The organism is Myxosarcina sp. GI1 (assembly GCF_000756305.1).
GTDB lineage: Bacteria > Cyanobacteriota > Cyanobacteriia > Cyanobacteriales > Xenococcaceae > Myxosarcina.
In genome coordinates this window covers 46,232-71,034 of the sequence record NZ_JRFE01000012.1, presented here as the reverse complement: position 1 = coordinate 71,034, position 24,803 = coordinate 46,232, and the positions used below count along the sequence as shown (strand labels likewise).

Genomic DNA, 24,803 nt, shown 5'->3' with positions numbered 1-24,803 from the left:
TTTAAACTAGTGCTTTGCGGAGAATCTTGCCCAAAGGACTTTTAGGAATTTCCTCACGAAATTCAATAATTTTAGGCACTTTAAACTCCGCCAAGTGCTGTCTACAGTAAGCAGAAATTTCTGACTCTTGGCATTCACCTCCTTTAGGAACAATAACTGCCTTGACAATTTCCCCTGCAAAATAGCCTTTTACTCCTACTACTACCGCTTCGGCAATTTGAGAATGGGAAATCAGTACATCCTCAATTTCAATAGGATCTACTTTGCGTCCACCAGTATCGATTAAAATTTTCTTTCTGCCTGTGATGTAAAGACAACCGTTTTCATCAAGTTTGCCTAAATCTCCCGTAAAATAAGCTCCGTTTCTAAAGGCTTGCTGATTGAGTTCGGGCAAATTGTGATAGCCGCTAGTTAATGCCAGACTGGTAATTGTGACTTCGCCAATTTCGCCTACAGGTAATTCCCTGCCTTCGTCATCGACAATTTTTATCTCGACGTTGTTTAAAGGACGACCGACAGAAGCCTGAGTTGCTGTTACGTCTTCATCTAGGTTGAGCGCGATCGAACCTGCTTCGGTGCAACCATAAAGCTGTCTGACGGGAATGCCAAACTTGGCAGAGAATTTATCAAAAATTTCTTGAGGAAGGAAGTTACCTGCCGAAAAACACAGTCTTAAGTTAGATAAATCGGCTTTAGCATTACCTGGAGCTTGTGCCAGAGCATTAAAGATATACGGTACGGCTGGCAGAATACTTATCTTTTCTGTTTCTAGTAGTTCTAAAACTCTCAAACTTCTAAACACAAAAGGAACTTCTACAGTTACTCCTTGTTGCCAAACTTGCTCTAAGATAACCAAAGTCGCTCCCGTACAAATAGCAGCCATCATACAGTTCCCCAAACCGTGAGCGTGATACAAGGGAACGATACAGAGAATATTGTCTGCTGGAGTTACTGCCGCAGTTTGGGTAAAGTTGCTTACCTCGTGATATAGATTTTTTTGAGTTCTGCCTACTCTTTTAGGTCTACCTGTAGAACCAGAGGAGTACTGATATAAAAAGTCACTAGAACCAGATGTATCTTCCTTGCTTTCTGAGTCTTTAGATAAAACTAAGTCCTCAAAATAAGTAGTCTCAGAACTAGCTTTATCTACAGTGATGATAGTAATTTGACATTCTGTTTCAGAAATGACTTGGCGGCAAAGCTCCGCTCTTTTGGTATCGGTAATAACTACCTTGGCATTACTGTCATTGAGATAGTAGCCAATTTCTTCTTCTTTGTATAGGTGATTTAGGGGTAAAAAGATGGCATTGAGTTTGGCAGCAGCAAAAAAACTAACCACAAATTCGGGACAGTTGGGCAAAACGACCGCAATACAGTCAGATTTACCAATGCCAATCGATCTTAGACCTTGACTAAAGCCGCTAACTTTAGCCTCAAGCTCTCGATAGGTAATTCTCAATTGGTCATAAACAATGGCAGCTTTTTCGGGATATTGGCGAGCCACTTCAGCCAAAATTTGCTCTAACACAAGAAAACCTCATTAACAATAAAAATTAAACAATAAACAAGCTACTAGCTGCGTGACCCCTATAGCGTCACGCAGCTTTTAATTAAAAGTTAGAAAGAAAATAACTGGCGGGAAATTTCTCAGTAATAGTCATAATTGGTTTGCGCTGAGAAAAGACTCGATAAGTACGAGAAAGAATCTTATCTTCTGGTTTAATTGGGAAATAAGTAGCTAATTTTTCTGCTGTTTCTTCGGCAGTATCTACTATTTCTTTGAAAGTTTCCAGCTTATATTCCAACCAAAGTCTACCTAGTGGAGTGCTAGAATGCAGTAGTTCGTTTTTGAACTTTTCTTCTAGTCTGTCAGTTACTAAAATTGATTCGGCATAAATAAAGTTTTTGCGGCTAATTTTGCCTTGAAGTAAAATTTTTCTTTCGATTACTTCAGTGCCGCGTTTTACTTCTAACAAGGGAATATCTTGAGTAACAGCAACTAAGGCTTCAGACAGTTTGACCATGCCAATTTTTTCATATAAATAGGCTTCTAGTATTTCTGTTAGTGTGCCATTAGTCGTTAAGATGATGCGTTGAAAAGTACTGAGGTTGGCAGGATTGATATGACTGCGAAGCAAAGATTTTTCTAAATCTTGACGCATCATGCTGTTTGGGTTAGTTAGTTCGTTAATTGTTTGTGCCTGCATTTTTTGTTTTGGTTAAGTTTGTTTTTTTACGATTTGCGCGATGTTTTTTCGCGTTAAAACAGTTGAATATCGATCGCGCTTGTGTTTTATCTAGTAAATAACAGCTTTAGAAGTTTCTTTGTTGGAAGACAGATCGGAGGCAAAACTATAGCCGAATCTTGCTAATTCTTTAGTTAATTCTCGCTCGACAATTGCTCTAGCTTCTGGAGAATATTGTTCCCGATAAGATTTTTTTCCCGGGGTTTTATTAGTGTGAGGTATAGCAATATATTTATCTACACCTGCTTTGTTTAAAATTTTATTGAAATCGCTTTCTAAATGTTCAAAACGAATCACTTCATCGACACCTGCAATTAGTGGGTAGGCAAGATTCATTCTGACAGCCTCTTTAGCAAACAAAGGAGACTGTTTTTTCAACAAGCGTTTGCAGCCAACTTTGACTCGTCTGTCAAAACGTTGGGGTAAGACAATTTTTCTCTGCAACCAGTTTTCAAAACCTTCTCCTCGCGCTAGCTCGATTTGCTTTTGAAAGTTTTTAACATATCTTTCGCGGTAAGCAGTTCCCGAACGGTTAGCGGGGCAATCAGGGATGTCGCTTTCGATCATTGTTTCCCACCAGGAACTGACGTATCTTTGGTAGGCAGTAGCGAAGCGATCGAAGGGATTGCGTACTGTAGCAAAGGTTAAATAAGATTTTAATTCCGAGGAGGAAATAAGATTGTATCTAACCAGCTGTTCTAAAGAATTGTGTTTTTCTCCAACTAGTTTGTATTTTCCTGCCAGCATCAAATCTTGTTGGGGTAGTTTTTCTCCTCCAAGCTGTTCTTTAAGTACTTTACTGACAGAAGAACAGCCAGTCCCTGGTACCTGGATAAATAGAAGTTTGTAATCGCGACAAATAATAGCCATTTTTGACCTCGTAATTTGAGAAATTAATCTAAGGATTTAATAGGCAGATAAGAGCATTAACATAGCGACAAAAGTTATAAATACACCCCCCGCTCTAATCTGAATTCGTCTAAAGGGTAATTTTTTTTCTAAGCGCAAGCGTCCCAAAACTAGATATCCCAGTAAAGCCACTATGGCAGCAGCTAAAAATTTGAATGCGGGAGAGACAGTCAAACGAAAATAGTTATAGGTTAGAGAATCGATCGCGCTACTTGCTTGCGGTTGGGGTAGTGGTAAATCTGTCCAGGTATTACCACCGTCTGTCGATCTGAATAGTTTGGCTTCCGCTACGCCATAAATCGTGCGATCGCGTTCGTAGTTAGGTGAAAATTGAATTGGTACTACGGGGGGCCAAAAACCATCCATATTTGCCAGTGAACGATTGCCTCGCGCTAAATCTGCGCCTACTCGCTCGAAAGTCGTTCCTCCGTCTGCGGTTTTAAATAATCCCTTACCTCTGACGTTGATAATTAAAGTGCGATCGCGCCCGTAATTGGGCGAGATGGCTACTGCTTCTATGTAATCTTGGCTGCCATCAGTAAGTGGTAATTGAGTCCAGCTAGTTGCCCCGTCTTTGGTGATAAAAAGACCTTCAGTCGTACCAGCAACAACAGTGCGATCGCTTTGGTAATTGGGAGAGATAGCGAGCTTGATAATATCCTGACTTGAGGGAATACCTTGGCTTACTAATTGCCAGTTAGAACCAGTATCTACAGTTTTGTAGACACCATTTACAGTACCTGCATACAAAGTTTTATCTGTAGCAAAATCGGGTGAGATAACCAAATAAGCTACTGGTTTGCCTTCGATATTTCCTACTACAGAGAAGCTACGACCGCCATCGGTAGAGCGCAGAATTGCATCTTGTCCCGAACCCTGCATCGAACCGAGGTAAATAGTTCGGTCGGCAGCGAAGTTAGGAGAAACAGCAACTGAATATTTGGTCGGTCGATTAAAGGGTTTTGGTTTATTAGGTTGGGTCAGTTTTTGCCAGTTTTCTCCCCGATCTGTAGACTTTAAGAAGTAAGTCCAGGATGGTGAAAATAAAGTTTTGTCTTGACTATAGTTGGGAGAAAATTCTAAACCGAACAATCTCGCTACATAGTTATCTCCAGCAATTCTTTTAGCAGTTCGTTTGAGATAACTATCTTTTTCCAAACCTTTGTTGATAGTCGTCCAGGTATCGCCGCGATCGCCACTAAGGTAAGCTCCTCCTAAATAGGTAGTTACAGCAATGGTAGAGTCATGTTGGTAGTCGGGGGAGATATCCAACCCGACGATAATATTTGGCGACAAGGTACTTAGCTCTTGCCATACTCGCCCGCCATCGGTCGATTTAAATAAACCATCAAAACCAGCAGCGAAAACGGTTCGATCTTGGTTAAAGGTTTGAGAAACACTCAGGTCGCTAAAGTGAGGGCGATTAAAACCAGGGCGGTCTGCTTGAGCGTCGGTAGTCAAACCCTTACTAGATTGTTGCCAACTCTTACCACCATCATTAGAGCGAAACACCCCTTGATGCCAGGTAGAAGCCAGCAGAGTCGTTTCGGAGTCAGGAGCGACCGCCAAAGACATAATCGTACTATCTTTAAGACCTTGATTGGCTGGCGTAAAGAAAACACCGCCATCGACTGTCTTAAAAATTCCCCGATCTTCGGTTCCCAACCAAAAAATACCATCTGTAGCAAAATTGGGGGAAATGGCTATAGTGTTAATTGCGCCACTATCTTTTAAGCTGGTAAGTTGCTGCCAGTTTTCCCCGCTATCTTTAGAAAGGTAGAGTTGTCCTAGTTCGTCACCGACGATGACACTCTCTGACTGGTGGGGGGCAAAAGCTAGAGCGGTAATTTTATTCTGATTACCTACTGTTAAAGATTCCCAACTCGCGCCGCCATTGTCAGTTTTGTAAAGTCCCCTTTCCGTTCCTGTGGCTAAGACGAGATCGACAGCATCAGGCGCGATCGCAACTAACTCAATATTTAGGTTGTCCAAACCTCGATCGACTTTAAACCAGGAATTACCTTCATCTTCAGATTTGTAGATCCCGTCGCCTGAAGTAGATAAAAACAAAACTTTGGGTGAGGAAGTAGCAATAGCTAGAGAAGACAATTGATGTCGATAATCTAAACCGTTGACTATTGTTTGCCAGCTATCGCCCCCATCTTGTGACTTCAATAAGTTGCCGCGCACATTAGTAAATAAAGTGCGGTCTTGCTGATAGTTAGGAGATATTTCTACAGCAAAAATATCATCGTGGGGATAGTGTGCCAGAGCAGTTCGGACATTAAAGCCAAAAGTTGCCACAGTTAAAAGCAAACTTAAAATAGTAACTTTTAACCAATTAAATTGCGGTAAAAACATAATCAGTAGATAGATAGGAAAATAAATACTCCCATAAACACGGCAAGGGTACTAGCCGATCTAACTAGCCCCTTTCTCATCCGCAATCTTTTTTCTAAGCGGAAATATCCCAAGAGTAGATAACTAACTAAAGCTGCTAAAACAGCAGCAATAAATTTTAGTAGGGGTGATTCGCTCAGACGCAGATATATATAGGTGAGATAGTTGATAACAAAATTGTTTTGTCTGGTTGGAATTTCAATTGCGTTCCAGGTTCGACCGCTATCGGTAGATTGAAAGAGTTGATTTTCCGAAGAGGTATAGATAGTGCGATCGCTGGCATAGTTGGGGGAAAATTCCAACGGTCCTGTAACATAGTCATCGATTTGAGTAAAAGTTTCACCGCCATCTTCGGTTATAAACAGTCCTTTACCTCTGACGCTAGCGATCGCCGTTGCATCGTGTTGATAATCGGACGAGATAGCAATTTCATCGATGTAGCCATCTCCACCGTAGGCAGTTCCTGCTAATTTTTCCCAGCTTTGGGCAGCATCGGTAGTTTTAAAGATGCCCTCGCTCGTACCTGCTAAAATGGTGCGATCTACCTGGTAATTTGGTGAAATGGCTAGGGCGAGGTAAGCTTCTTTAGCTTCAATGCCGTCGCTAGCAAGATTCCAAGTACTGCCGCCATCGGTAGTTTTATATACCCCACCAGGAAAGCCACCGACATAAATCGTGCGATCGCTAGCAAAATCTGGCGAGATCGCTAAAGAAGGAATATATGCCGCGGGATTGCCTATGTTACCAATTTCTGAGAAGCTTTCGCCGCCGTCAGTAGACCTTAAAACACCGCCTCTGATATTAAACAGATAAATGGTGCGATCGCTCGCATAATTGGGTGAGACAACCATGTACTGGTCGGCATTCAAAGTTTGAGGTAACTTTAGATGTTGCCAGTGTTTACCGCGATCGGTCGATTTGTAAAAGCTACCCGTAGCACAAACAAAGATCGTGTTGTCATTACTATAGTTGGGAGAAAAGCTTAAAGTCAGAACGTTGGTGAGTAAATTTTCTTTGAGTAGGGAAGGCTCTTTAAGACCGCCATCGATCGCCGTCCAGTTGTTACCTCGATCCTGACTGAGATAGGCTCCTTGATAATAGGTTGCTACCGCCACAGTAGAGTCAACTTCGTAGTTGGGCGATATTGCCAGCTTTTTAATTTTATTAACTCCAGAGTCCGCAACACGTACATCTTGCCAATTGCTCCCGCCATCAGTAGTTTTAAACAGTCCGTCAAAGCCACTAACAAAAATCGTGCTATCTCTCTCGAAGGTAGGGGAAATGCTTAGCTGTTGAAAGTTGGGTTCGTGATATTTATCTGCCTGAGGAGTTTTCTTCAGACCACTGCTGGTTTTCTTCCAGGTGTTACCGCCATCATTAGAAGTAAATACACCTTCGTACCAGGTAGCAGCTACCAAAGTAGAATCTGTGCCGAAGTTAGGCGAAAGGTTGAGAGAGACAACGGAAAGGTCGGATAAACCTCGATTTACCGCAGCAAAAGAGTTGCCACCGTCGCTGGTTTTAAACACCCCTTGGCGTTCGGTGCCGACAAACAAAGTGCTGTCGGTAGCAAAGTTAGGAGAAAAAGTAATCGCCGTAACCATTCCCGCATCTTGCAGGGTATATTTTAGTTGCCAAGTTTCACCTCCATCGCCAGAAAGATAGATATTACCTCGACTGTCAGCAATGGCAATGTTGTCTTGACTGTTGGTAGCAAAAGCAATTGCTAAAATTGGGCTATCGCCATCTAGTACTTGATGCCAACTCTCTCCGCCATCGCTAGTTTTGTATAATCCTGCTTTAGTACCAGCCGCCAAAACTAGGTCGGGAGAATGAGGCGAAACTTCTACTAAGTTGAGGTTAGTAGTTTTAAGTCCCTGATTGACTTTGAACCAAGAATTTCCACCGTCTTCTGACTTATAAATTCCATCGCCCATAGTGGATAGATAGAGGGTGTTGCTAGAGCTAGCCGCAATATCCAAAGAAGATAATAAATGTTTGTTATCCAAACCGCGCTCGATTCTCTGCCAGCTAGAACCGCCATCTTCTGACTTAAACACATTGCCCCAGATTTTGTTGCCGCTATCAATTAAGTGATATACGGTGCGATCGCGCTGGTAATTAGGCGAGACTTCTACATCAAAGACGACATCGTGAGGAACGTGGGTCAACCCAGCTTCTACGTTAACCAACGTAAAAGTTAGAATTGACAGTGCTAAAACACCAATACCTTTACCCACACGCAAAATAGGTAAATTTTTCCAGTTCATAGATTTATATATAAAAATTAGTTATATAGCGATAATTAATAATCTTTAGGAGAGACTTTCTTAAAAGAAGAATTTTTGTTTCCTACCCGTAGCTCATCTGTATATAAAAGACGTTCGCCATGTCCTGGATCTCCCACATAAATACCAATTTTCCAGGCACCCATAATGTTTACGCCAGGACGAAGTAGTGCTACCTTCTCGTCAACATAAAGCTTGCCATTTTGCCAAATTTTGACAAATCCTTCCTGGGGATCGGAGGAAGGCTTGATGTGCATGACAAAGTCTTCCCATTCATTGAGTCTGGCTGGAATGGCAATATTTTTACAGCCAAAAATATATCTTCCCTGACTATCTCTGCCTTTGTAGAAAGTTAGACCATACTCAAAGCGATCGCCTTGAGGGGAAATGCTCATGTGGCTTCCAGGTGAGCCTCTAGTGGTCAGTTTGCCATTTCTGGTAGATTTTTGATTGCATTCAAATAACGTTTCCCCACTACGCTGATCGCGAAAGGAGGCTCCGTAAAACATTTGGTGGACGATGGTATAGTCTGGTTTACCCGATCGCGACTGATTAAAGTTTTCGGGAATAAAGTAACTCCAACCGATCCAATATTCTTCTCCTGCTTTTAGTAAACCTGGATTAATTCCTAGTTCGCTGCGTTCGTCACAGTTTTTGGTATTGTGCTGCATTGCCAACTTGCCACCACGAACGGGATAAGAGACAAACTTAAACAAACTGTTATTTAAATACTCTGGATCTTGGCTGCATTGATGATTTTGATACTGTCTGTAAATAGACTCGTATTTTCCCTCATCAAATGTCTGATTCAAGATTAAATCGGTCGAGGAATTTCCTACAGGTAATAAAGCAATAGCTAGAGGAAACAGCAGAAATTTAGAGATGCGCATAGATAATACCTCAAGCTTGTCCCAAAATCATCTCTTGAGTTTTGAGGTTTGAATTTTGAGTAGCTAGTAACTGTTCGTATAGGTTGATGTGTCTTTGGGCATATAGCGGTAGAGAATATTCTCGTTCGGCGATCGCCCGACATTGTTGACTCATCTGCTGGCGTAAAGCATCATCTTCTAGCAGTTCGACAATTCCCTTACTGAAATCTTTAGCGTCTTCTGGTGGTGCTAAGTAACCTGTAATCTTAGGACGAACGTGATCGGGAACGCCACCAACGTTAAAAGATATTACTGGAGTTCCACAAGCCTGACTTTCTAAAGAAACCAAGCCAAACACGTCAGCACGGGTAGGAAAGAGAAATAAATCGGCTGCCGAATAGGCTACTACTTTGGCGCGATCTTCGTTGATATAGCCCAAGTCGTAGGTGGCAATACCGACGGTAGAAGCCAGAGCTTTAGCATCTTTACCAAAAACCAAGAGTACGGTTTCGGCTTTAAGAGATGGCGGTAAATTTTGCAGTGCTTTAATTAATAAGTCCCCGCCTTTGCGCTCGTCACTAAGCTGAACCGAGGCAAACATCAACACTTTTTTATCTAAAGGTAGATTGAGTTCCAAACGGCACTGTTCGACATTCAGGGGATGAAATACTTCAGTATTGATACCGTGAGGAATATGGTGAATAGGGAACCGATTGGTTAGAGGACTTTGAGCGGCAAGATCTGCGATCCACTTGCTAGGACAAACCAGAGTTAGATTTAGTCGGTCGTAAATCCAATCTTTCAGCTTCCACTCTAGGGCAGTAGCATCTCTGGTTACTTCTGGCGGAGTTTCTAAATAGGGACAATTACCACAACCCGTTTGCCAGCGATCGCAATCAAAGGCATAACCACAGTGTCCCGTAAGCATCCACATATCTTTGAGAGTAAAGACAGCGGGTTTATCTGCCGTTAGTGCTGGCAGAGCTAGATAGTTGATAAAGCCACCGTGAATCCCATGAAAGTGTACTAAATCTGCATTGGCAAAAGTAGGATTCTGTTTAATCTGGAAAGAGCTTAATTGATGAACATCATTTAAACCCAATCTAGAAGTAAACTGTTCGAGTAATTTATCTGTAACTCTAGCCAGAGAACCTTTTTGCAGGACTTCAACATTAGGAGATTGAGTAGTTTTAATCTTACATAATATTTTGGAATCAATGCCTGCGGTTCTCAAACCAGAATGGAGACGGTGCATCGAAATTGCTCCGCCACCACCCCGAAAACTAGAGTCACTTTTCCAAAGGTGAACGACTTTCATGGGCAGTGTAATTTTTTTATTGTGAAAACTTTTACTTGAATTGCAAAGTAGTTAGTAGCGAGTTTTTTTGGGTAATAAGTAATGAGTAATGGGTATTTTGTAGGTACCGAGCAACTCTCTATCGAGCTTACCGCTCTTTCTTCAAGAGATTACCTATTACCCATTACCTATTTTTTTAAACAACCGCTGGTTCTTTTTGAACTTCGGCTGTTTTTGCTACTGGCGATGGCTGACTCCAGAAGAAGTTGCGATCGATCTGATTGGTGCGAATTAAATACTCTAGCTGTTTTAAGCGAGTAAAGCCTCTAGAAGTAAAAGTTTCTGCCGTCATGTCTATTTGAGTAAACACGTTATACAACTGCTCGGCACCGAGTCGTGCATTCCAGTCACATTTAAAGCCAGGTAGTTGGCTATTAATTTTTTCAAAGGAAACGCGGTAGCTACGGTTGTCGCCATCGCTTTGACCAAAGCTGAGTTGACATCCGACAAAGACTTCAGCAATTGTCTCGGCAACTTCTTTGATTTGGTAGTTGTGAGAGGTGTCTCCCACGTTGAAAACCTGATTGTGAACTAAATCTCTTGGTGCTTCCAAGGTGCATAAAATCGCTTTGCAGATATCCAAGCCGTGAACCAAGGGTCGCCAGGGAGTACCGTCGCTGGTCATCTTGATTTGTTTGGTCGTCCAAGCCAATCCCGATAGGTTATTTAAGACGATATCAAAACGCATCCGAGGTGAAGCACCATAAGCGGTAGCATTACGCATAAAGGTAGGTGAAAAGTTATCGTCGGCTAGAGGTTTGACATCTCGTTCGACTAAAGTTTTGCATTTAGCATAGTCGGTTTGGGGGTTGAGAGATGATTCTTCGGTAACGTAATCTTCGGTAGCAACGCCGTAAACGCTACAGGAAGACATATAGACAAAGCGTTCTATTCCTACCTCTTTGGCAAGTTCAGCCAGTCTTACGGAGCCTTTGTGATTGATTTCGTAGGTAATATGAGGAGCTAGTTGACCTGCGGGGTCGTTAGAAAGTTCTGCCATGTGAACTACCGCATCAACACCCTGTAAGTCTTCCGCAGTAATATGACGGATATCTTTATTCAAAGTTTTGGGGGTTAGTTGAGAGCCGTTATACAGCCAGCCAACTTTATAAAATCCAGTATCGACCCCAACAACTTCGTGTCCTTGCTTCATTAATAGGGGAGCTAAAAGAGAGCCAAGATATCCTTCTGTTCCAGTAACTAATATTTTCATGATGATACTCTAAATAAACTTTATACTTTTAATGAGGTTTGTAGATTGGTTTGTAAATGGGAAAATGCGGGCATTTGGTTGACAATTGCTTTGCCAATTTCTATAGAAGAAGTGGCAGCAGGAGAAGGGGCATTACAAACGTGAATAGAGTTATCGCTTTGAACGATAGAAAAATCATCGACGAGTTTGCCATCGTTCATCAGTGCTTGGGCGCGAACCCCTGCATGGGTAGGAACTAAGTCTTCTGCTTGCACTTCGGGAATTAATCTTTGCAAACTACGAACAAATGCCGCTTTGCTAAAAGAGCGAATAATTTCCTGAATGCCATCTTCACTGTACTTGGCGGCTAATTTCCAGAAGCCTGGATAGGTCATTACTTCGGCAAAGTCGCGCAGATTGAAATCGGTTTTGTGATAGCCTTCCCGTTTGAGACTCAAGACTGCATTTGGTCCTGCGTGAACGGTACCGTCGATCATCTTGGTAAAGTGAACTCCCAGGAAAGGAAAAGCGGGATTGGGTACGGGATAAATTAGGGTTTTAACTAAGTAGCGTTTTTCTGGGGTGAGTTCGTAGTATTCCCCACGAAAAGGAACAATTTTAGCTTGAGGTTTGGCTTTAGCTAGTTTGGCGATGCGATCGCTATACAAGCCAGCACAGTTAATAGTAAATCGAGTTTCAAAATTTCCTTGTGTGGTTTCGATTACTTGAGTATCGTTGTTAGTATTGACGATCTTAACGACTTTGGTATTGAGATGAAGTTCTCCTCCTTGAAGTTCGATCAGTTCGGCATACTTTTGAGCGACTTTTTGATAGTCAACGATACCCGTACTGGGTACGCGCAAACCAGCAAGACAGCGTACATGAGGTTCGATTTCTCTTACTTCCTCAGCACTAATCTTGCTGACCTTCATACCGTTTTGCAAACCCCGTTGGTAGAGGTTTTCTAGTAAAGGTAACTCTGATTCTTCTACAGCTACGATAACTTTGCCGCAAATATTGTAATTAATGTCATGTTTCTGGCAAAATCCCACCATCGATTGATTACCCGCACGGCAAAACCGAGCCTTAAATCCACCTGGTTTGTAGTAAATCCCCGAATGAATTACTCCACTGTTATGTCCTGTTTGGTGAAATGCCCACTGTGACTCTTTTTCTAAAACAGCAATTTTTGCTTGAGGATAGGTTTCGCCCAAAGCCATTGCCGTAGAAAGACCGACGATGCCGCCACCAACAATTACAAAATCATACATAAATCTAAATTAGTCTATTGTTCGATTAATAATTAATTACCAAATTTTCCAGGGTGCATTACCGCTTTGCCACATTTTTTCCAGGTTGCGTTTATCTCGCAAAGTGTCCATTGGCTGCCAGAAACCATCGTGTTTAAAAGCAGATAGTTGTTCTAGATGAGCGAGTTTCTTTAAGGGTTCTTGTTCCCAAACCGTAGAATCATTTTCAATAAAGTCAATTACTTCTGGTTCGAGGACAAAATAACCGCCGTTGATCCAGGCACCATCGCCTTCGGGTTTTTCCTGAAAGCTGGTAATTTTGGTTTGTTCTTGCCCTAGCAAAATCGCTCCAAAGCGTCCTGGTGGTTGGGTTGCGGTAAGAGTTGCCATAGTTCCCTGCTGATTGTGGAAAGCAATAAGCTTGGTAATGTCAACATTACCGACTCCGTCTCCATAGGTAAAGCAGAAAGTTTCAGTACCAACGTGTTCTCTAACTCTTTTTAAACGTCCCCCAGTCATAGTATGCTCTCCCGTATCGACAAGGGTAACTCGCCAGGGTTCGGCATTACCATTGTGTACGTTCATCTGATTGAACCGCATATCAAAGGTAACATCAGAACGATGCAGAAAATAATTGGCAAAATATTCTTTAATTACATAGCCTTTATAGCCACAGCAGATAATAAAATCATTGATTCCGTGAGTGGAATAGATTTTCATAATGTGCCAGAGAATTGGCATACCGCCAATTTCTACCATTGGTTTGGGTCGAACGCTAGTTTCTTCACTCAAACGAGTTCCCAATCCACCAGCTAGTATTACTGCTTTCATTAGTATTACTCCTAATAAATTATTTATAGTTATTGATTATTTGCTTTTACTGATACGGGGCTTTTTGGCAGTTTAAATTGCAACTGCCTACTGAGGAACAGCTTGACAAAAGGCCAAGCAATAGCTTTAAGCAAATCTTTGGTCAACCAGACGCTATTCCAAACCAGCCATTGCAGCATTTGTCTATAGCATTTGGTTTTTTCTTGCCAAGTGAGAGGCGCGGTACGAATAGCAGAGATATACTCTTCAAACCACTTCCATCTAGTTAGGTGTAGCTTGCCTTTTTTGGTTGGGTCATACCAGGCAATACGTTCGTGAAAGGCACGGTGTGCCCTGACAGAGATTGCAGGATGATCGCGTTTACAAAACAAATAATCGGGAATTTCATAAAATTTGCCGTAAAGAACTAGTTTTCCCAGCAAAATCAAATCTGAAGAAGGATAGCTTCCTAAAGGCAATAATTTTGTTAAAACCTCCCTTCGGATCGTGCCATGAAAAGGATGACATAGATTACCGTAACGAACTAGGTGATGATAGGCTTTAAATCGTTCGACGGGTTGGTCAGAAGTTAAGTGAAATCCATCTTCATATTTTTTTATTTCTGCCCCAGATTCGTCAATAATCGAAGTTTTAGCATAAGCTAAAACCATGGTTGGGTCTGTTTCTAAAACTTCGACACATTTTTGCAGAAATTCTGGAGCGCAAAGATCGTCATGGCAAGCCCATTTAAAGTACTTGCCCGTAGCCAACTCGGCAACTCGGTCGAAATTCCACCCAGCACCCAGGTTTTCTTCGTTACGGATATAGCGAATGCGTCGGTCGGCGTTGGCATAGCGGCGGCAAATTGCTTCTGTTTTGTCAGTSGAGCCATTATCAGAAATAATTAACTCGAAATCTTTAAAGGTTTGCGCCAGAATTGAATTTAAAGCATTTTCTAAAAAATGCTCGCCATTATAGACGGGCATACCAACACTAACCAAGGGTCGTTTTTGGGTCATGTTTCTATCTAATTGGTAAAAAGTAAATAGAGGTTTGTATTCAAAAAGTGAACTGCTAATAAATAGCAATTTACAAGCAGGGTGTTTTTTCAACGTTGAGTTGTCTTATAACTACTCCCTCTCTTGCCAAGATCTTGCCCTTAAATCAATTAATACCTATATTTGATGAAAATAGTGTGGGTTTTAATAGCTCACCTGTGAAGATCTAGTAAATTTTTGCTAGTAAACTATAGAAATATTCGATCGTTTTATAACGATCGCCCAAGGTACTAAGTAGCTCCACTTAATCGAATATAAAATAGGTGTGATTTAAGGACTTAGTTTTACGTTTAATTAGGTTTACTTACTCAATATTTGAGCGTTGCATAGTTACAAATTCGTGAATGGTTCGGATTAAATCGCAGTCGATCTCTCCCTGCTCTTCTGCTCAATCTCAATCATCTCATTATGATGCAATGCCAATACTTTAGCGACGCATATCAATAACGCGAGCGGGACTACCTACAGCGATCGCTCTAGCAGGAATATCTTTGGTGACTACCGAACCCGCTCCAATTACCGCGCCTTCACCAATACGTACGCCATCGAGAACGATGACTCGATAACCAAGCCAAACATCATCTTCAATAACGATGCCGCCTTTAGTAGTTAGAGGCTGATCCTGCATTGGCTGTCCTAATTCGATACCGTGAGCGTAGGGATAAAAAGCACAGTTTGGCGCAATTTGGACTCTGGCTCCAATCTCAATTGGTGCTTTGTAACCAGAAAATTGGCAACGGGGTTGAATATGAGTATCTTCACCGATAGTTATCGTACCTTCGTCGCCAGTTTGAATGTAGGTATCGCCATAGAGATGGACTCGATCGCCCAAGATAACTTTGCCGCCATCGCGATCCTGAAAGATGGTCGTGCGATCGCCGATAAACACATTAGTACCTAACTGGAGTAACTGATGATAGAGCGTCGCGCCAGGAGCAATATAACCTTGGGGATGATAGCGAGCCAGACAGCGGCGAGCGTAATATGGCGGAGCCGACCAAGTAGCAATTTGGGTGGCAAGCTTGCCAAAATAGCCCCAGCGACTCCAGCGCATCCAAAACCACATCCAGGCAGTAGCAAATAGACCTCTAAGTCCAGTAATTTGCCATTTAGTTTGTACTCGTTTCCAGGTTGTAGTTTCAGGTAAGCTAATCATAATAATGTTCGGAACCAAAACTTAGGGCAGGATGTTGTTGAGAAGCAATAAGAGGAGCTTGGTAAATTTCGTAAAAGTACCTAGCTAGAGAAGGAGCTTTGAATAGCTCTCCTTCAATGGGTCGGGGTGGTGTTTTTACGCAATCGACCAAACGTGAAAATTCGGTACAGTGACTGACACCAAATTTTTCCACTGCCTGGGCAAATAGTAATTGATGGTCGTCTATGTGTTCGCCATAGCGTTTTAGTCGCGGCAGCAAGACAAAAGACGAACCCATTTTTGCCAACATTCTGGTAGAACCCTGACCAGCATGGGCAACTACCAACGAAGCTCGACCTACAGACTCGATCATTTCGGTTTTAGAAAGAGATTTAACAGTGGTCAATAAGGGATGATGGATGCGAGCGACCGAAGTCGATCCGTGTTGAAATAAAACTGGTTCGGTAATGATTTCTTCTTCCAGCATTCGATTTAGCCAATCAACGGCGCGATCGAAGGGAAAAACAATCGTTCCTAAGGTAAAGACAATCATAGTCAATTAAGCGTGATTTTAAATTTGTAATTAGGCAATTAAACCTTTGTATTTAGCTTTGGGGTAACGTTCCAAACATTCTGGCCATTGAACGTAAAATTCATCAACGACGTAGTAGACTAATTTGCCACTAAGGCTGAGAACTTGAGAGCGCGATATGCTTTCAATAAATACGGTTTTGATGCCAAAAATTTTACTGGCGTAAATAAACGGTACGGCTAAGCTCGCTCCAGTAGAAATGACCATGTCTGGTTTGCTCTGGTAGAGAATAAGCAGAGCGTGGAAAAAATTGACCACCGCTCTACCTAACATTCTGGCTTCCTGCATCATTACCCAGTGAACGATTTCTTTTCCGCGCAAGCGTTCGGTATCGAACTTGGGATATGTAACCCATTCTCGATAATGCGCCGACCAGAACTCTTTTAAACCCAACATGGTAGAAAAGTGTCCTCCTGGATTACAAATAAGTAGTAGTCGCATAGATAAATTTTGATTCTCGATCTAACTAGATGTAATAAGGTGATTAAAAAAGTTTTTAGCCAGCCAACTCGGCATCATGCTGCATGCGATGGTATTGCCATAGTTGACCGCGCTGCTGTAGTAATTCCTGATAAGTTCCCTGTTCGACGATGCGTCCCTGTTCTAATACCACCACTTTGTCGGCTCTCATAATTGTCGAAAGCCGATGGGCAATAGCAATTACCGTTCTACCAGCAGCAAGTTGTTCTAAAGACTGTTGAATTAAACGTTCGGATATTGAATCTAAGGCACTGGTGGCTTCGTCGAGAATTAAAATTTCAGGATTTCTCAGTAAAGCTCTGGCGATCGCCAGCCGTTGACGTTGACCGCCTGAAAGCAGAACGCCACGATCGCCTAGTTGAGTATCCAAACCTTGGGGTAACTTTTGAATAAACTTCCAGGCGTTAGCGCGTCGGGCTGCTTCTATGATTCTGGCTTCCGAGACATCCGTTAGACCGTAAGCAATATTGTCCCGAACTGAAGTATTAAAGATAAATGTATCCTGGCTGACTACTGCTATTTTGCGGCGCAGAGAATCAATGTCAAATTTAGAAAGTTCGATGCCATCAATAGTAATTTTTCCTCTAGTAGGGTCGTAAAATCTGGTAATTAAATCGGCAATAGTAGACTTACCAGCACCAGAAGAACCTACCAAAGCTACGGTTTTACCTCTAGTAATATTTAGTGACAAATCGTGTAAGACTGGTTTGTCTGGTTCGTAGCCAAAATCAAGATTGACAAGTTCGATTCCCTGGCGCAGTTTGCTAAATTGAATCTGTCCATTGGTTAAGTAAGGTTTATCTTTTTTGCTCAGTAACTCGCGAATATTATCGATCGGTCCCGAACACTTACTCAAGTTAGCGCGAACGCCATTGAGAGTACGGACGATGGGAATAACCCTCAGTAAAACAAAGAGGAAAGTAAAAAATGAAGCAGATTCTAGAAGTCCTTGAGGTATGAGATAAGCAAAGCCTACTATCAAAATACATAGGAGCATAATCGTTCCTCCTCCCTCTGAGACAGGTTCGATTAGTGCTTGAATGGCTCTGGTTTGATTGGATGCTGCTAAGACTCCTTTGCTAGCGCGGTAAAATCGCTGGCGTTCGTAATCTTTAGCGGCAAAAATATTAACGGTACGAATACCATTAATAAATTCTAAAGACACCGAAGCAAATCGATTATTGGCTCTGGTAATTGCAAAACTAGCTTCTCTTACTCGTCGCAGCAGAGTCGATAGTCCTACTGCCAGTAAGACAAACAGCAGCCCCGAAATAATCGTCAATTGCCAAGAGAGCATAAACAGCGAACCCATCAATACCAGTAAGGTACAACCGCGAATCAAAAATACCGAGACAATATTCAAAGCCTGCATCAGACTGGCAATTTCTGTAGTTAGGCTATTAATTAAATTACCCGAACGAACACTATTAAAGTATGCCAGGGATAGAGACTGTAACTGCTCGAAGACTCGTAACCGAATTCGATATGCCAACTCAACTTGAGCGATATAGCTATAAAGCTGCCCAAAATAAGAAAAAGCCACGCGACACAAAGTAACGAGTAAAATTAAGCCCGACGTGCGATAGAGTCGTTCTATAGGCGGTAGATCGACTCCCAAAATTGTGGTATCGATCCACTGTATGCCCGTCTGAATCGGTTCGGCATTTGGTTCGGTAAAGCTTTTGAGAAAGGAAAGGATAAAACCGATACCAAATCCTTCAAAAGCAGCTGCTAAGAGGGAAAATACAACTGCCAGCACTATAATGTGCCGAAAATGTTTGAACTCTCGCAGCAAAAAATAATTTTCATGCCAAAAGTTGGTCGCCTTTAGCAAGCGACGCAACCAAGATTTATAATTACGCATTAATTTAGTTTGTTTAAATATGGGAGGAAGTACGCATTTTGACCGAGCGGGCTGGCATTCCGATAGCGATCGCGCCAGCAGGAATATCTTGAGTAACCACCGACCCAGAGCCAATAACAGCACCCGCGCCGATGGTTACTCCAGCCAAAACTGTGACCCCATGACCGATCCAAACGTCGTCTTTAATATTAATATCGGATATAGCTAAAGATTTTAGTTGATAACTCTGTTGATGGTCGGGATGAGAATTCAAACTGCAATTTGGGGCAATTTGGACTCTAGAACCAATGTTAATCGTACCTTGGGATGCCACAAGCTGGCATCCTGGTTGAATGTGAGTATCTTTACCAATAACAAGTTTTCCGCCATCTTTAGTATGTAAAACAGTATCGTTATGGAGGTGAACCCGATCTCCTAACTTGATAGAGCCGCCAGTAGGCTCTTGGGAGATACTGACGCGCTCACCTAAGAAAACGTTGGCTCCACGCTGCAAACTAGAGCGATCGAGATTCGCGCTCGGTGCGATGTAGCCTCTAGCATTGTACTTTGCTAAAGGACGGCGTTTCTTATAGGGTGGAGCAAACCACGTGGCAATCCAAGTAGCAAAACGTTCGCTATAACCCCATCTCGCACAACGCATCCAAAAAAAAGCCCAGGCAGTCGAACAGATACCCTTGATGCCTACCGACTGCTTAGTTTGCCAGAAACGATTCCAGAGACGTTGCCACGCCAGAGATTTAATCATTGTAAATATAGCAGTACTAAAAATATTCTCATCTCGACTAAGCAGATATTGTCGATTCGACATAACCCCTTCGATCTTCGATGCCGCTGGTTTTAAGATAGTCGGCAAGGCGAATAGATAGAGCAATAATAGTCAGTGTCGGGTTAGAAAGACCGCTAGTGGGAAAAACTGAACTTCCAGCTACATAAAGATTGCTAACGCCGTGAACTCGACAGTTTTCGTTTACCACACCATGTCTGGGATTGTTATCCATGCGGGTAGTACCCATGTGATGGTAGGAACCCGTTAAGTGTTGCCAGGAAGACTCATCGGTGAGTTCGAGGGTGGCTTTACCCAGTCCCAGACGCTCTATTTCCCCAGTAATTATTTCCTGCGATCGCTTGATGGTATGCTTATCTAAAGGAGTCAAACGCCAATCGAGCTTAGCGCGATTCAGACCCAGGCGATCGCGTTCGGAACTGAGAGTAACGCGGCTATCGGGATTGGGAGCTTGTTCGGCGATGAGATGCGTATCGTAAGTCAGGGCAGTAATTTTACTTTTAGATAGTTTTTCATAAGCTTTAAGGGCAATGCGATCGAGATTGGTCATCACTTTGAGCGCATCTTCTAACACGGATACTTCTTCTCTGCCGTACTTACGACCTTCGTGAATGGTAGGGAAGGCTTTATGTCCTTTTTTCTGGCGACCCCGCAAGCGGTTAAATGATTCTACCCATTCTTCTTGCAGGGGCAGCAGTCTGGCACCAAAGTTAAGCAGTTGCTCGCGTTTTTGAACTTCTTTGGTAAGTCCCAAGCCAACACCCATAAACATCTCGCCAAGCTGGAAGTTTTTCTGAGTGTATAAAGGCAGTGGCTCGAACAGCCGCACCCGACCAGATATTATATAGGGATGCTCCATAAAATATCTTCCCACCCGATCGTATTGATTGCCCAATCCCGTGTTTTGAACTTTATTGGCTGCTAAAAGCAAGCGAGGATTTTCGATACCGCCAGTGGCTAGAACAAAAGCTTTTGCCGCAATCCAGAATTTTTTACCTTCTAGAGTGGCAACGCGCAATCTAGTAACCGACTGAGCCGTATCGTTGGTTTCGATGTCAACGACATTAGCATAAAGATAGGTATCGATGTTTTTTGCCCGTTCTAGTTCGGTTTTAAAAACCTGTCCGAAACGTAAGTGAGTAGGTGGAATAATCTGCCACAGACAGGTAGTAATATCCTTTGCTGTTGTTGGCAACGGCTGATATTGACGTTGTTTGAAGCGATCTTGCCAATAATCGAGTTCGTACTCGAAAGGACCGAGGTTACAAACTTGTTGGGCGCGTTGGTAATAAGGCACCAATTCGTCTCTGGCAATAGACCAACCACTATTAGGCATCCAGGGACGGTCTTCAAAATCAATTTCGTCTAAAGGACGGCTCCAGCCTCCCCAGAGATTGGTCGAACCTCCCAAGTAACGCGCTCGCGTCTCTTTTAAGGGATAGTAGGAGTTACCAATATTTTTATCGCCGTAGAGAGACTGGGTAGCTTCGTCAAAGTCCATTCCTCCACTTTCTAAGAGGCAGACTTGTTCCGAGCGATCGATAAATTCCCTCGCTAAGGTGATTCCTGCTGCTCCAGCACCAATAATACAGATATCTTGTTCGATAACCGTATCCTCTGGTAAAGTTCGGGCATCAATTAACATAAATAAATCCTCGTTATAAAAATAATACTTATAGTGCTAATACTCGGTACTTCAAAGAACCGTATAATCTTCCTATGCGATTGGCTAACAGACGTATCCAGGAAACGCGATCGCTCCGAGAAAAAATTTGGGGCAAGTTACGCAACAAGACCAGCCAACCTTTGACTCCTGTTTTCCAGGAAACTTTAGGCATACCCAGAGAGCGATATTTGGTGTATAGCAACACCCTGTATTCTCCCCAAAGCCGAGCTTGGTGGTATAAACCAGCCAATGTATGACGAAAGCGGTAGTGAACTACCGCCTCTGGTACGAAATGCAGTTTGGTGCCTGCTAGTTGAATTTTCCAGCAATAGTCGGTATCTTCAAGAAAGAGCATGGTTTTGTCAAATCCCCCAACAGCTTCATGAACCGAGCGTTTGACTCCCAGGGTGCTGCCCGATGCGTGGGGCAAATAGGGAGGTTTGAATTCTTGAAGTCCGTTAAGCTGAGTTAGCTGAGTTTGCACTCGATACTTGAGCGTCCAGGATTCATTGAGTTTTCGGTATTCTCGTCGGCAAGCAATAAAGTCATACATTGCCAGTCCCTCACCCATAGCTAATACCCAGCCAGGAGCTACTTCATCGTCAGCATCACAAAATGCCAGAGCATCGGCACTAGTAGCTAAAACACCTACGTTTCTAGCGTGTGCCGCCCCACGTTTATCGGACGAATCGACAAGCTTGAGATTGGGTAGCTTATCTCGATACTGTTCGACAACCGCTTGCGAACCATCGGTCGAGCCGTTATCAGAAACAATTACTTCCCAAGGTCGATCCCATTGCTGTCTGGCAAGAGCCTCAAGCTGATAGGCAATGGTATCGGCAGCGTTAAAGCAGGGAATAATTACGCTCAGTTCTATCCTAGAATTATTCATTATTTACTCCAAATTCGTCAGTTAATAACTTGCTAAGGCTTGTTGTTCGACTTTTGAAGTTTCACTATTAGCTGTAGTTGCCAAAACACGCTCGACAATCTCGCGATATCGCTTGACGCTAAATGTGTTTAGCACTTTTTGGCGAGTTTGTTCCCAGTCCACAGCTACAGCATCACCATTAATAATATTGTTAATAGACTCGGCGATCGCTTGTGGGGTAGCTTCGCAAGTCCAGAGATCGCTTTGGGGATCGAAAAATTCTTGCAAAGCAGGAGCAGACATGGTTAGAGTCGGTATCCCCATCGACAGTGCTTCGATTAATTTGTTGGGAACGGCGTTGTATGCTTTATCGGTATTGCCAAAAATGCCCAATGCCAAATCGCAATTAGCAACTAAATAGTTGGGCAAAGAACCATCGGCAAAAGACAAATCTTTTCGTAACCGAACCCGCTCTTCTAATCCATACTGGCGAATTTTTGCCGTATATTTGGCAAACAAAGCATTATCTACACCAAATAGATTGCAGACAAACTCGGTATTGTTCGCCGCTAAAATTTTTAGTGCCTGTAAGATATTGTCCAATCCGTGTAGGGGAATAAAGGTTCCCCACCAGCAAATTTCAAACACTCCTCGCTCTAACTTTTGATGGCGAACTAAATTAGAAACATTACAGTTGGGTGCGATAAAAACCTTAGCGCGATCGATATTAATATCGAAGATTTTTTCCCAGTAAGTAAGTTCGTGGCTAGAGGTGTGAACGATGTAGTCAGCTTTAGTTAGAGCAAGCCTGTCTTTTTCCAGCATTCTCTTAGCTTGTCTGCTATCGGGTTCGATTTGTTTGCCTTTTAAAAGTTTGCGATCGCCAACAAAAGTATCGTAAATCGAAATATACATTTCTACGATTAGCTGTTTTTGCCAGAGCTTTGCCGCTAGTAACGCACTTTTGATAAATCTACTATTCATTGGCGGCAGGTAAATTACATCAGTAAAAGGTGCTTTTAACCAAAGCTCTGCTAACGAAAAAATCGCCAGTAATTTATCGATTGCAGGAATTTTTGCCAGTCTCGAATTTTGATAATAATCGGGACAAACTATCGAGATATGCTGCCCAGAATCAAACAAAAACTTAGTTAAAATTTGAGAGCGATAGTCTCGATAAATATTCCCGTAGAGTAAGACTTTAATTTTTTGGGGATTAGTTTGCATGAGAAAGTTAACTCGTTCGCCATCGGTCTAAATTCAACCCAGTTAGAAGTTCTAACTTACGATTGCTTTCTAAGAAATGCTCTCTTAGGAGGGCTTGTTTTGCTGCTGAGAGTTTGGGAAAACTTTTACTGTCATCGGTTGTCAGCTTACCGACCGATTTTCTAAGAAAAGAGGGAGCCAGATAGCCAAAACCAGAATAATCTAATTCCCGAAAAACTCTATTAGCTCTCCGTCCGACTGCATTAACGTGTTTAGACTTATTTTTGGGTTCGCCAATATCTATTGGTACTTCGGTATCTACGCCGATAAATCTGCAACATTTTTTGACCGTTTCTAGAGGATTTTGCTTCATGTCCTCAAACAAAACAAACAAAAAGGAATCTAGCGGAAAGTACTCCAACCAAAGTGCTAGCTGTTGGTAATAATTACTAACATCAAAATAAAAATCTTCACTATCGATCGCATCATCAAAATCTTTATACTCCCGACCATTCATGATGTAGTAACAATAGGCAGAATAAATTCTCGCTACTGGTTCTCTCAAGAGATAAATAAACTTAGCGTCAGGGTTTACCGAGTAAATTCTCTGAGGAACATCTTTTAAGTTACTAGATTTATGCCGCGAATTATTATCGCTCAGGGGAGCCATAGAATAAGTCGTTGAAGCATCAAGACAAATGGCGTTTTCAGGGTTGGAAAATTGAGTTTCGTACCAAGCCAAACCTTTATGCCAATATGTGGAAAAAAAGTGAGGTTCTTTGGTTTTAGCGACACAAATATTGGGATGTTGGGAAAGTAAATGTGCTAGAGTTGTCGTTCCCGCTTTTTGTGCGCCAATCAGATATACTTCTGGAGGAAATGGCATTTTATTTAATATTTTATTTGAGAATATCTATATATAATGGCTAGAGAAAATTACGATCTGACTAACTCTTTATAAATTCTGTGTACGCCGCGATTGTAGCTAGTCTTTAGTTTGAAGTAGAGTTTATCAAACGCCGAATTGTTGGCGGTTTTAAATTGCGTTACCTCTTGCTGGAAAGAGCTATCTTGACGGGCGATCGTCTCTTCAAAAACTAATTTGGCATATTCGTAAAGCTCGATATCTAATTTATTTAGCCTCTCGATAGTAGCCATAGTTTCTTGGGGAATATTATTCGCCCGTTGAGAAACATTACTGCGATCGTGGAGAGGAATTTTCCAACCTAGTATTCTTTTTAACAGAATTGCCGATTCGTCAAATCTTTCCAAAATACCAATAAATTTAAACTGGTTTTGCAAATTCTGTTTGGCAATTGCTAAATTTTCTTCTGAAAAAGGAACTGTATCTTTCTTCTCTGGTGGCAGTAACTGACGTTTTAAAGTAACTCCAGAAAAGTTTTTGGTCATGCCATTTTGTACGGCAGGATAAGACTCGACAAATTCTTGGAGCGATAGATTTTGAAATAGGGGATTATTAGTTTTTTGATAGTAATAATACATTGAAATTACGCGATCGACTGGATCGCGTAAAAACGTAATGTACGTATAGGGCTGAGACAAAAATTCGTGTAAGCCAAAGCCTAAATGAGTGTTAATAATTTTAATTTTTTCTCGTTCGGACTTTGATAAATTTTTGAGTTTGTCTATTCTTTCTGCATGAGAGCCAGCATCACCGTAAAGTTCGCAAATGGCACCTGGTGAATACTGATATTGAATGATGTATCTCAGGGTAGTCCCTGCGGTTTTAGGTATATGTTGAAAAATAATTACTTCATTATCTGAAGTATTAGAAAATGTATTGCCGTTCATGTGCTGGTTATAGA

Annotated in this window: 21 protein-coding genes; all 21 read right to left on the bottom strand. The window is 42.1% G+C overall.

The window, feature by feature from the left end:
* Window position 1: 1 nt before the first annotated feature.
* The 21 genes from KV40_RS06270 to KV40_RS06170 all read right to left on the bottom strand — a co-directional run bounded on the left by KV40_RS06270 (window position 2) and on the right by KV40_RS06170 (window position 24,789).
* Entirely contained in the window at window positions 2–1,528 is a 1,527-nt protein-coding gene (locus KV40_RS06270) for a class I adenylate-forming enzyme family protein (protein ID WP_036479028.1), read from the bottom strand.
* A gap of 82 nt (window positions 1,529–1,610) precedes the next feature.
* Window positions 1,611–2,207 carry a chorismate pyruvate-lyase family protein gene (locus KV40_RS06265; RefSeq protein WP_036479027.1) on the bottom strand — a complete coding sequence of 199 codons (597 nt, stop codon included), beginning with the start codon at window positions 2,205–2,207 and terminating at the stop codon, window positions 1,611–1,613.
* Between the two features lie 90 nt (window positions 2,208–2,297).
* Window positions 2,298–3,116, bottom strand: coding sequence for a sulfotransferase family 2 domain-containing protein (locus KV40_RS06260; protein WP_052055412.1), 819 nt, complete (start codon window positions 3,114–3,116; stop codon window positions 2,298–2,300).
* 36 nt (window positions 3,117–3,152) lie between these two features.
* Window positions 3,153–5,516, bottom strand: coding sequence for a YCF48-related protein (locus KV40_RS06255; protein WP_052055411.1), 2,364 nt, complete (start codon window positions 5,514–5,516; stop codon window positions 3,153–3,155).
* Between the two features lie 2 nt (window positions 5,517–5,518).
* A complete protein-coding gene (locus KV40_RS06250) occupies window positions 5,519–7,825 on the bottom strand; it encodes a YCF48-related protein (RefSeq protein ID WP_036479026.1) in 2,307 nt (768 codons plus the stop codon).
* Between the two features lie 35 nt (window positions 7,826–7,860).
* The gene (locus KV40_RS06245; RefSeq protein ID WP_036479023.1) at window positions 7,861–8,733 is read right to left on the bottom strand and encodes a heparin lyase I family protein; all 873 of its coding nucleotides are present in this window, start codon (window positions 8,731–8,733) and stop codon (window positions 7,861–7,863) included.
* Between the two features lie 10 nt (window positions 8,734–8,743).
* Window positions 8,744–10,030 carry a glycosyltransferase family 4 protein gene (locus tag KV40_RS06240; RefSeq protein WP_036479020.1) on the bottom strand — a complete coding sequence of 429 codons (1,287 nt, stop codon included), beginning with the start codon at window positions 10,028–10,030 and terminating at the stop codon, window positions 8,744–8,746.
* A gap of 175 nt (window positions 10,031–10,205) precedes the next feature.
* Window positions 10,206–11,282 (bottom strand): NAD(P)-dependent oxidoreductase, encoded by a 1,077-nt coding sequence (locus KV40_RS06235; protein ID WP_036479018.1) that lies wholly within the window; start codon window positions 11,280–11,282, stop codon window positions 10,206–10,208.
* Between the two features lie 20 nt (window positions 11,283–11,302).
* Entirely contained in the window at window positions 11,303–12,532 is a 1,230-nt protein-coding gene (gene lhgO, locus KV40_RS06230; protein ID WP_036479015.1) for an L-2-hydroxyglutarate oxidase, read from the bottom strand.
* A 36-nt stretch (window positions 12,533–12,568) separates the two neighbouring features.
* On the bottom strand, window positions 12,569–13,342 hold the full coding sequence (gene rfbF, locus KV40_RS06225) for a glucose-1-phosphate cytidylyltransferase (protein ID WP_036479012.1): 774 nt from the start codon (window positions 13,340–13,342) through the stop codon (window positions 12,569–12,571).
* 29 nt (window positions 13,343–13,371) lie between these two features.
* Complete coding sequence (locus tag KV40_RS06220) at window positions 13,372–14,340, bottom strand: glycosyltransferase family 2 protein (RefSeq protein ID WP_036479009.1); 969 nt, start codon at window positions 14,338–14,340, stop codon at window positions 13,372–13,374.
* 466 nt (window positions 14,341–14,806) lie between these two features.
* Entirely contained in the window at window positions 14,807–15,535 is a 729-nt protein-coding gene (locus KV40_RS06215) for a DapH/DapD/GlmU-related protein (RefSeq protein WP_081942784.1), read from the bottom strand.
* A complete protein-coding gene (locus tag KV40_RS06210) occupies window positions 15,528–16,067 on the bottom strand; it encodes a glycosyltransferase (protein ID WP_036479007.1) in 540 nt (179 codons plus the stop codon). Before KV40_RS06210 ends, KV40_RS06215 begins: the two co-directional genes overlap by 8 nt.
* 30 nt (window positions 16,068–16,097) lie before the next feature.
* Window positions 16,098–16,547, bottom strand: coding sequence for a PssD/Cps14F family polysaccharide biosynthesis glycosyltransferase (pssD, locus tag KV40_RS06205; protein WP_036479004.1), 450 nt, complete (start codon window positions 16,545–16,547; stop codon window positions 16,098–16,100).
* Window positions 16,548–16,602: 55 nt separating this feature from the next.
* Window positions 16,603–18,450: a heterocyst formation ABC transporter subunit HepA gene (hepA, locus tag KV40_RS06200; RefSeq protein ID WP_036479001.1), complete on the bottom strand. Its 1,848-nt coding sequence runs from the start codon at window positions 18,448–18,450 to the stop codon at window positions 16,603–16,605.
* Between the two features lie 13 nt (window positions 18,451–18,463).
* Window positions 18,464–19,258 carry a DapH/DapD/GlmU-related protein gene (locus KV40_RS37090; protein WP_305727902.1) on the bottom strand — a complete coding sequence of 265 codons (795 nt, stop codon included), beginning with the start codon at window positions 19,256–19,258 and terminating at the stop codon, window positions 18,464–18,466.
* Window positions 19,233–20,879 carry a GMC oxidoreductase gene (locus KV40_RS06190; RefSeq protein ID WP_036478998.1) on the bottom strand — a complete coding sequence of 549 codons (1,647 nt, stop codon included), beginning with the start codon at window positions 20,877–20,879 and terminating at the stop codon, window positions 19,233–19,235. Before KV40_RS06190 ends, KV40_RS37090 begins: the two co-directional genes overlap by 26 nt.
* A 28-nt stretch (window positions 20,880–20,907) precedes the next feature.
* Entirely contained in the window at window positions 20,908–21,792 is an 885-nt protein-coding gene (locus KV40_RS06185) for a glycosyltransferase family 2 protein (RefSeq protein WP_216595546.1), read from the bottom strand.
* A gap of 21 nt (window positions 21,793–21,813) precedes the next feature.
* Entirely contained in the window at window positions 21,814–22,998 is a 1,185-nt protein-coding gene (locus tag KV40_RS06180; protein WP_036478995.1) for a glycosyltransferase, read from the bottom strand.
* Window positions 22,999–23,005: 7 nt separating this feature from the next.
* On the bottom strand, window positions 23,006–23,863 hold the full coding sequence (locus KV40_RS06175; protein ID WP_036478993.1) for a sulfotransferase domain-containing protein: 858 nt from the start codon (window positions 23,861–23,863) through the stop codon (window positions 23,006–23,008).
* Between the two features lie 50 nt (window positions 23,864–23,913).
* Window positions 23,914–24,789 carry a sulfotransferase family 2 domain-containing protein gene (locus tag KV40_RS06170; protein WP_036478991.1) on the bottom strand — a complete coding sequence of 292 codons (876 nt, stop codon included), beginning with the start codon at window positions 24,787–24,789 and terminating at the stop codon, window positions 23,914–23,916.
* Window positions 24,790–24,803 lie beyond the last annotated feature (14 nt).

Excerpts from the sequence above, each read along its gene's own strand:
- KV40_RS06265 (WP_036479027.1), bottom strand. The coding sequence starts at position 2,207 with ATGCAGGCACAAACAATTAACGAACTAACTAACCCAAACAGCATGATG.
- KV40_RS06260 (WP_052055412.1), bottom strand. The coding sequence starts at position 3,116 with ATGGCTATTATTTGTCGCGATTACAAACTTCTATTTATCCAGGTACCA.
- KV40_RS06255 (WP_052055411.1), bottom strand. The coding sequence starts at position 5,516 with ATGTTTTTACCGCAATTTAATTGGTTAAAAGTTACTATTTTAAGTTTG.
- KV40_RS06250 (WP_036479026.1), bottom strand. The coding sequence starts at position 7,825 with ATGAACTGGAAAAATTTACCTATTTTGCGTGTGGGTAAAGGTATTGGT.
- KV40_RS06245 (WP_036479023.1), bottom strand. The coding sequence starts at position 8,733 with ATGCGCATCTCTAAATTTCTGCTGTTTCCTCTAGCTATTGCTTTATTA.
- KV40_RS06240 (WP_036479020.1), bottom strand. The coding sequence starts at position 10,030 with ATGAAAGTCGTTCACCTTTGGAAAAGTGACTCTAGTTTTCGGGGTGGT.
- KV40_RS06235 (WP_036479018.1), bottom strand. The coding sequence starts at position 11,282 with ATGAAAATATTAGTTACTGGAACAGAAGGATATCTTGGCTCTCTTTTA.
- lhgO (WP_036479015.1), bottom strand. The coding sequence starts at position 12,532 with ATGTATGATTTTGTAATTGTTGGTGGCGGCATCGTCGGTCTTTCTACG.
- rfbF (WP_036479012.1), bottom strand. The coding sequence starts at position 13,342 with ATGAAAGCAGTAATACTAGCTGGTGGATTGGGAACTCGTTTGAGTGAA.
- KV40_RS06215 (WP_081942784.1), bottom strand. The coding sequence starts at position 15,535 with ATGATTAGCTTACCTGAAACTACAACCTGGAAACGAGTACAAACTAAA.
- KV40_RS06210 (WP_036479007.1), bottom strand. The coding sequence starts at position 16,067 with ATGATTGTCTTTACCTTAGGAACGATTGTTTTTCCCTTCGATCGCGCC.
- pssD (WP_036479004.1), bottom strand. The coding sequence starts at position 16,547 with ATGCGACTACTACTTATTTGTAATCCAGGAGGACACTTTTCTACCATG.
- hepA (WP_036479001.1), bottom strand. The coding sequence starts at position 18,450 with ATGCGTAATTATAAATCTTGGTTGCGTCGCTTGCTAAAGGCGACCAAC.
- KV40_RS37090 (WP_305727902.1), bottom strand. The coding sequence starts at position 19,258 with ATGTCGAATCGACAATATCTGCTTAGTCGAGATGAGAATATTTTTAGT.
- KV40_RS06190 (WP_036478998.1), bottom strand. The coding sequence starts at position 20,879 with ATGTTAATTGATGCCCGAACTTTACCAGAGGATACGGTTATCGAACAA.
- KV40_RS06185 (WP_216595546.1), bottom strand. The coding sequence starts at position 21,792 with ATGAATAATTCTAGGATAGAACTGAGCGTAATTATTCCCTGCTTTAAC.
- KV40_RS06180 (WP_036478995.1), bottom strand. The coding sequence starts at position 22,998 with ATGCAAACTAATCCCCAAAAAATTAAAGTCTTACTCTACGGGAATATT.
- KV40_RS06175 (WP_036478993.1), bottom strand. The coding sequence starts at position 23,863 with ATGCCATTTCCTCCAGAAGTATATCTGATTGGCGCACAAAAAGCGGGA.
- KV40_RS06170 (WP_036478991.1), bottom strand. The coding sequence starts at position 24,789 with ATGAACGGCAATACATTTTCTAATACTTCAGATAATGAAGTAATTATT.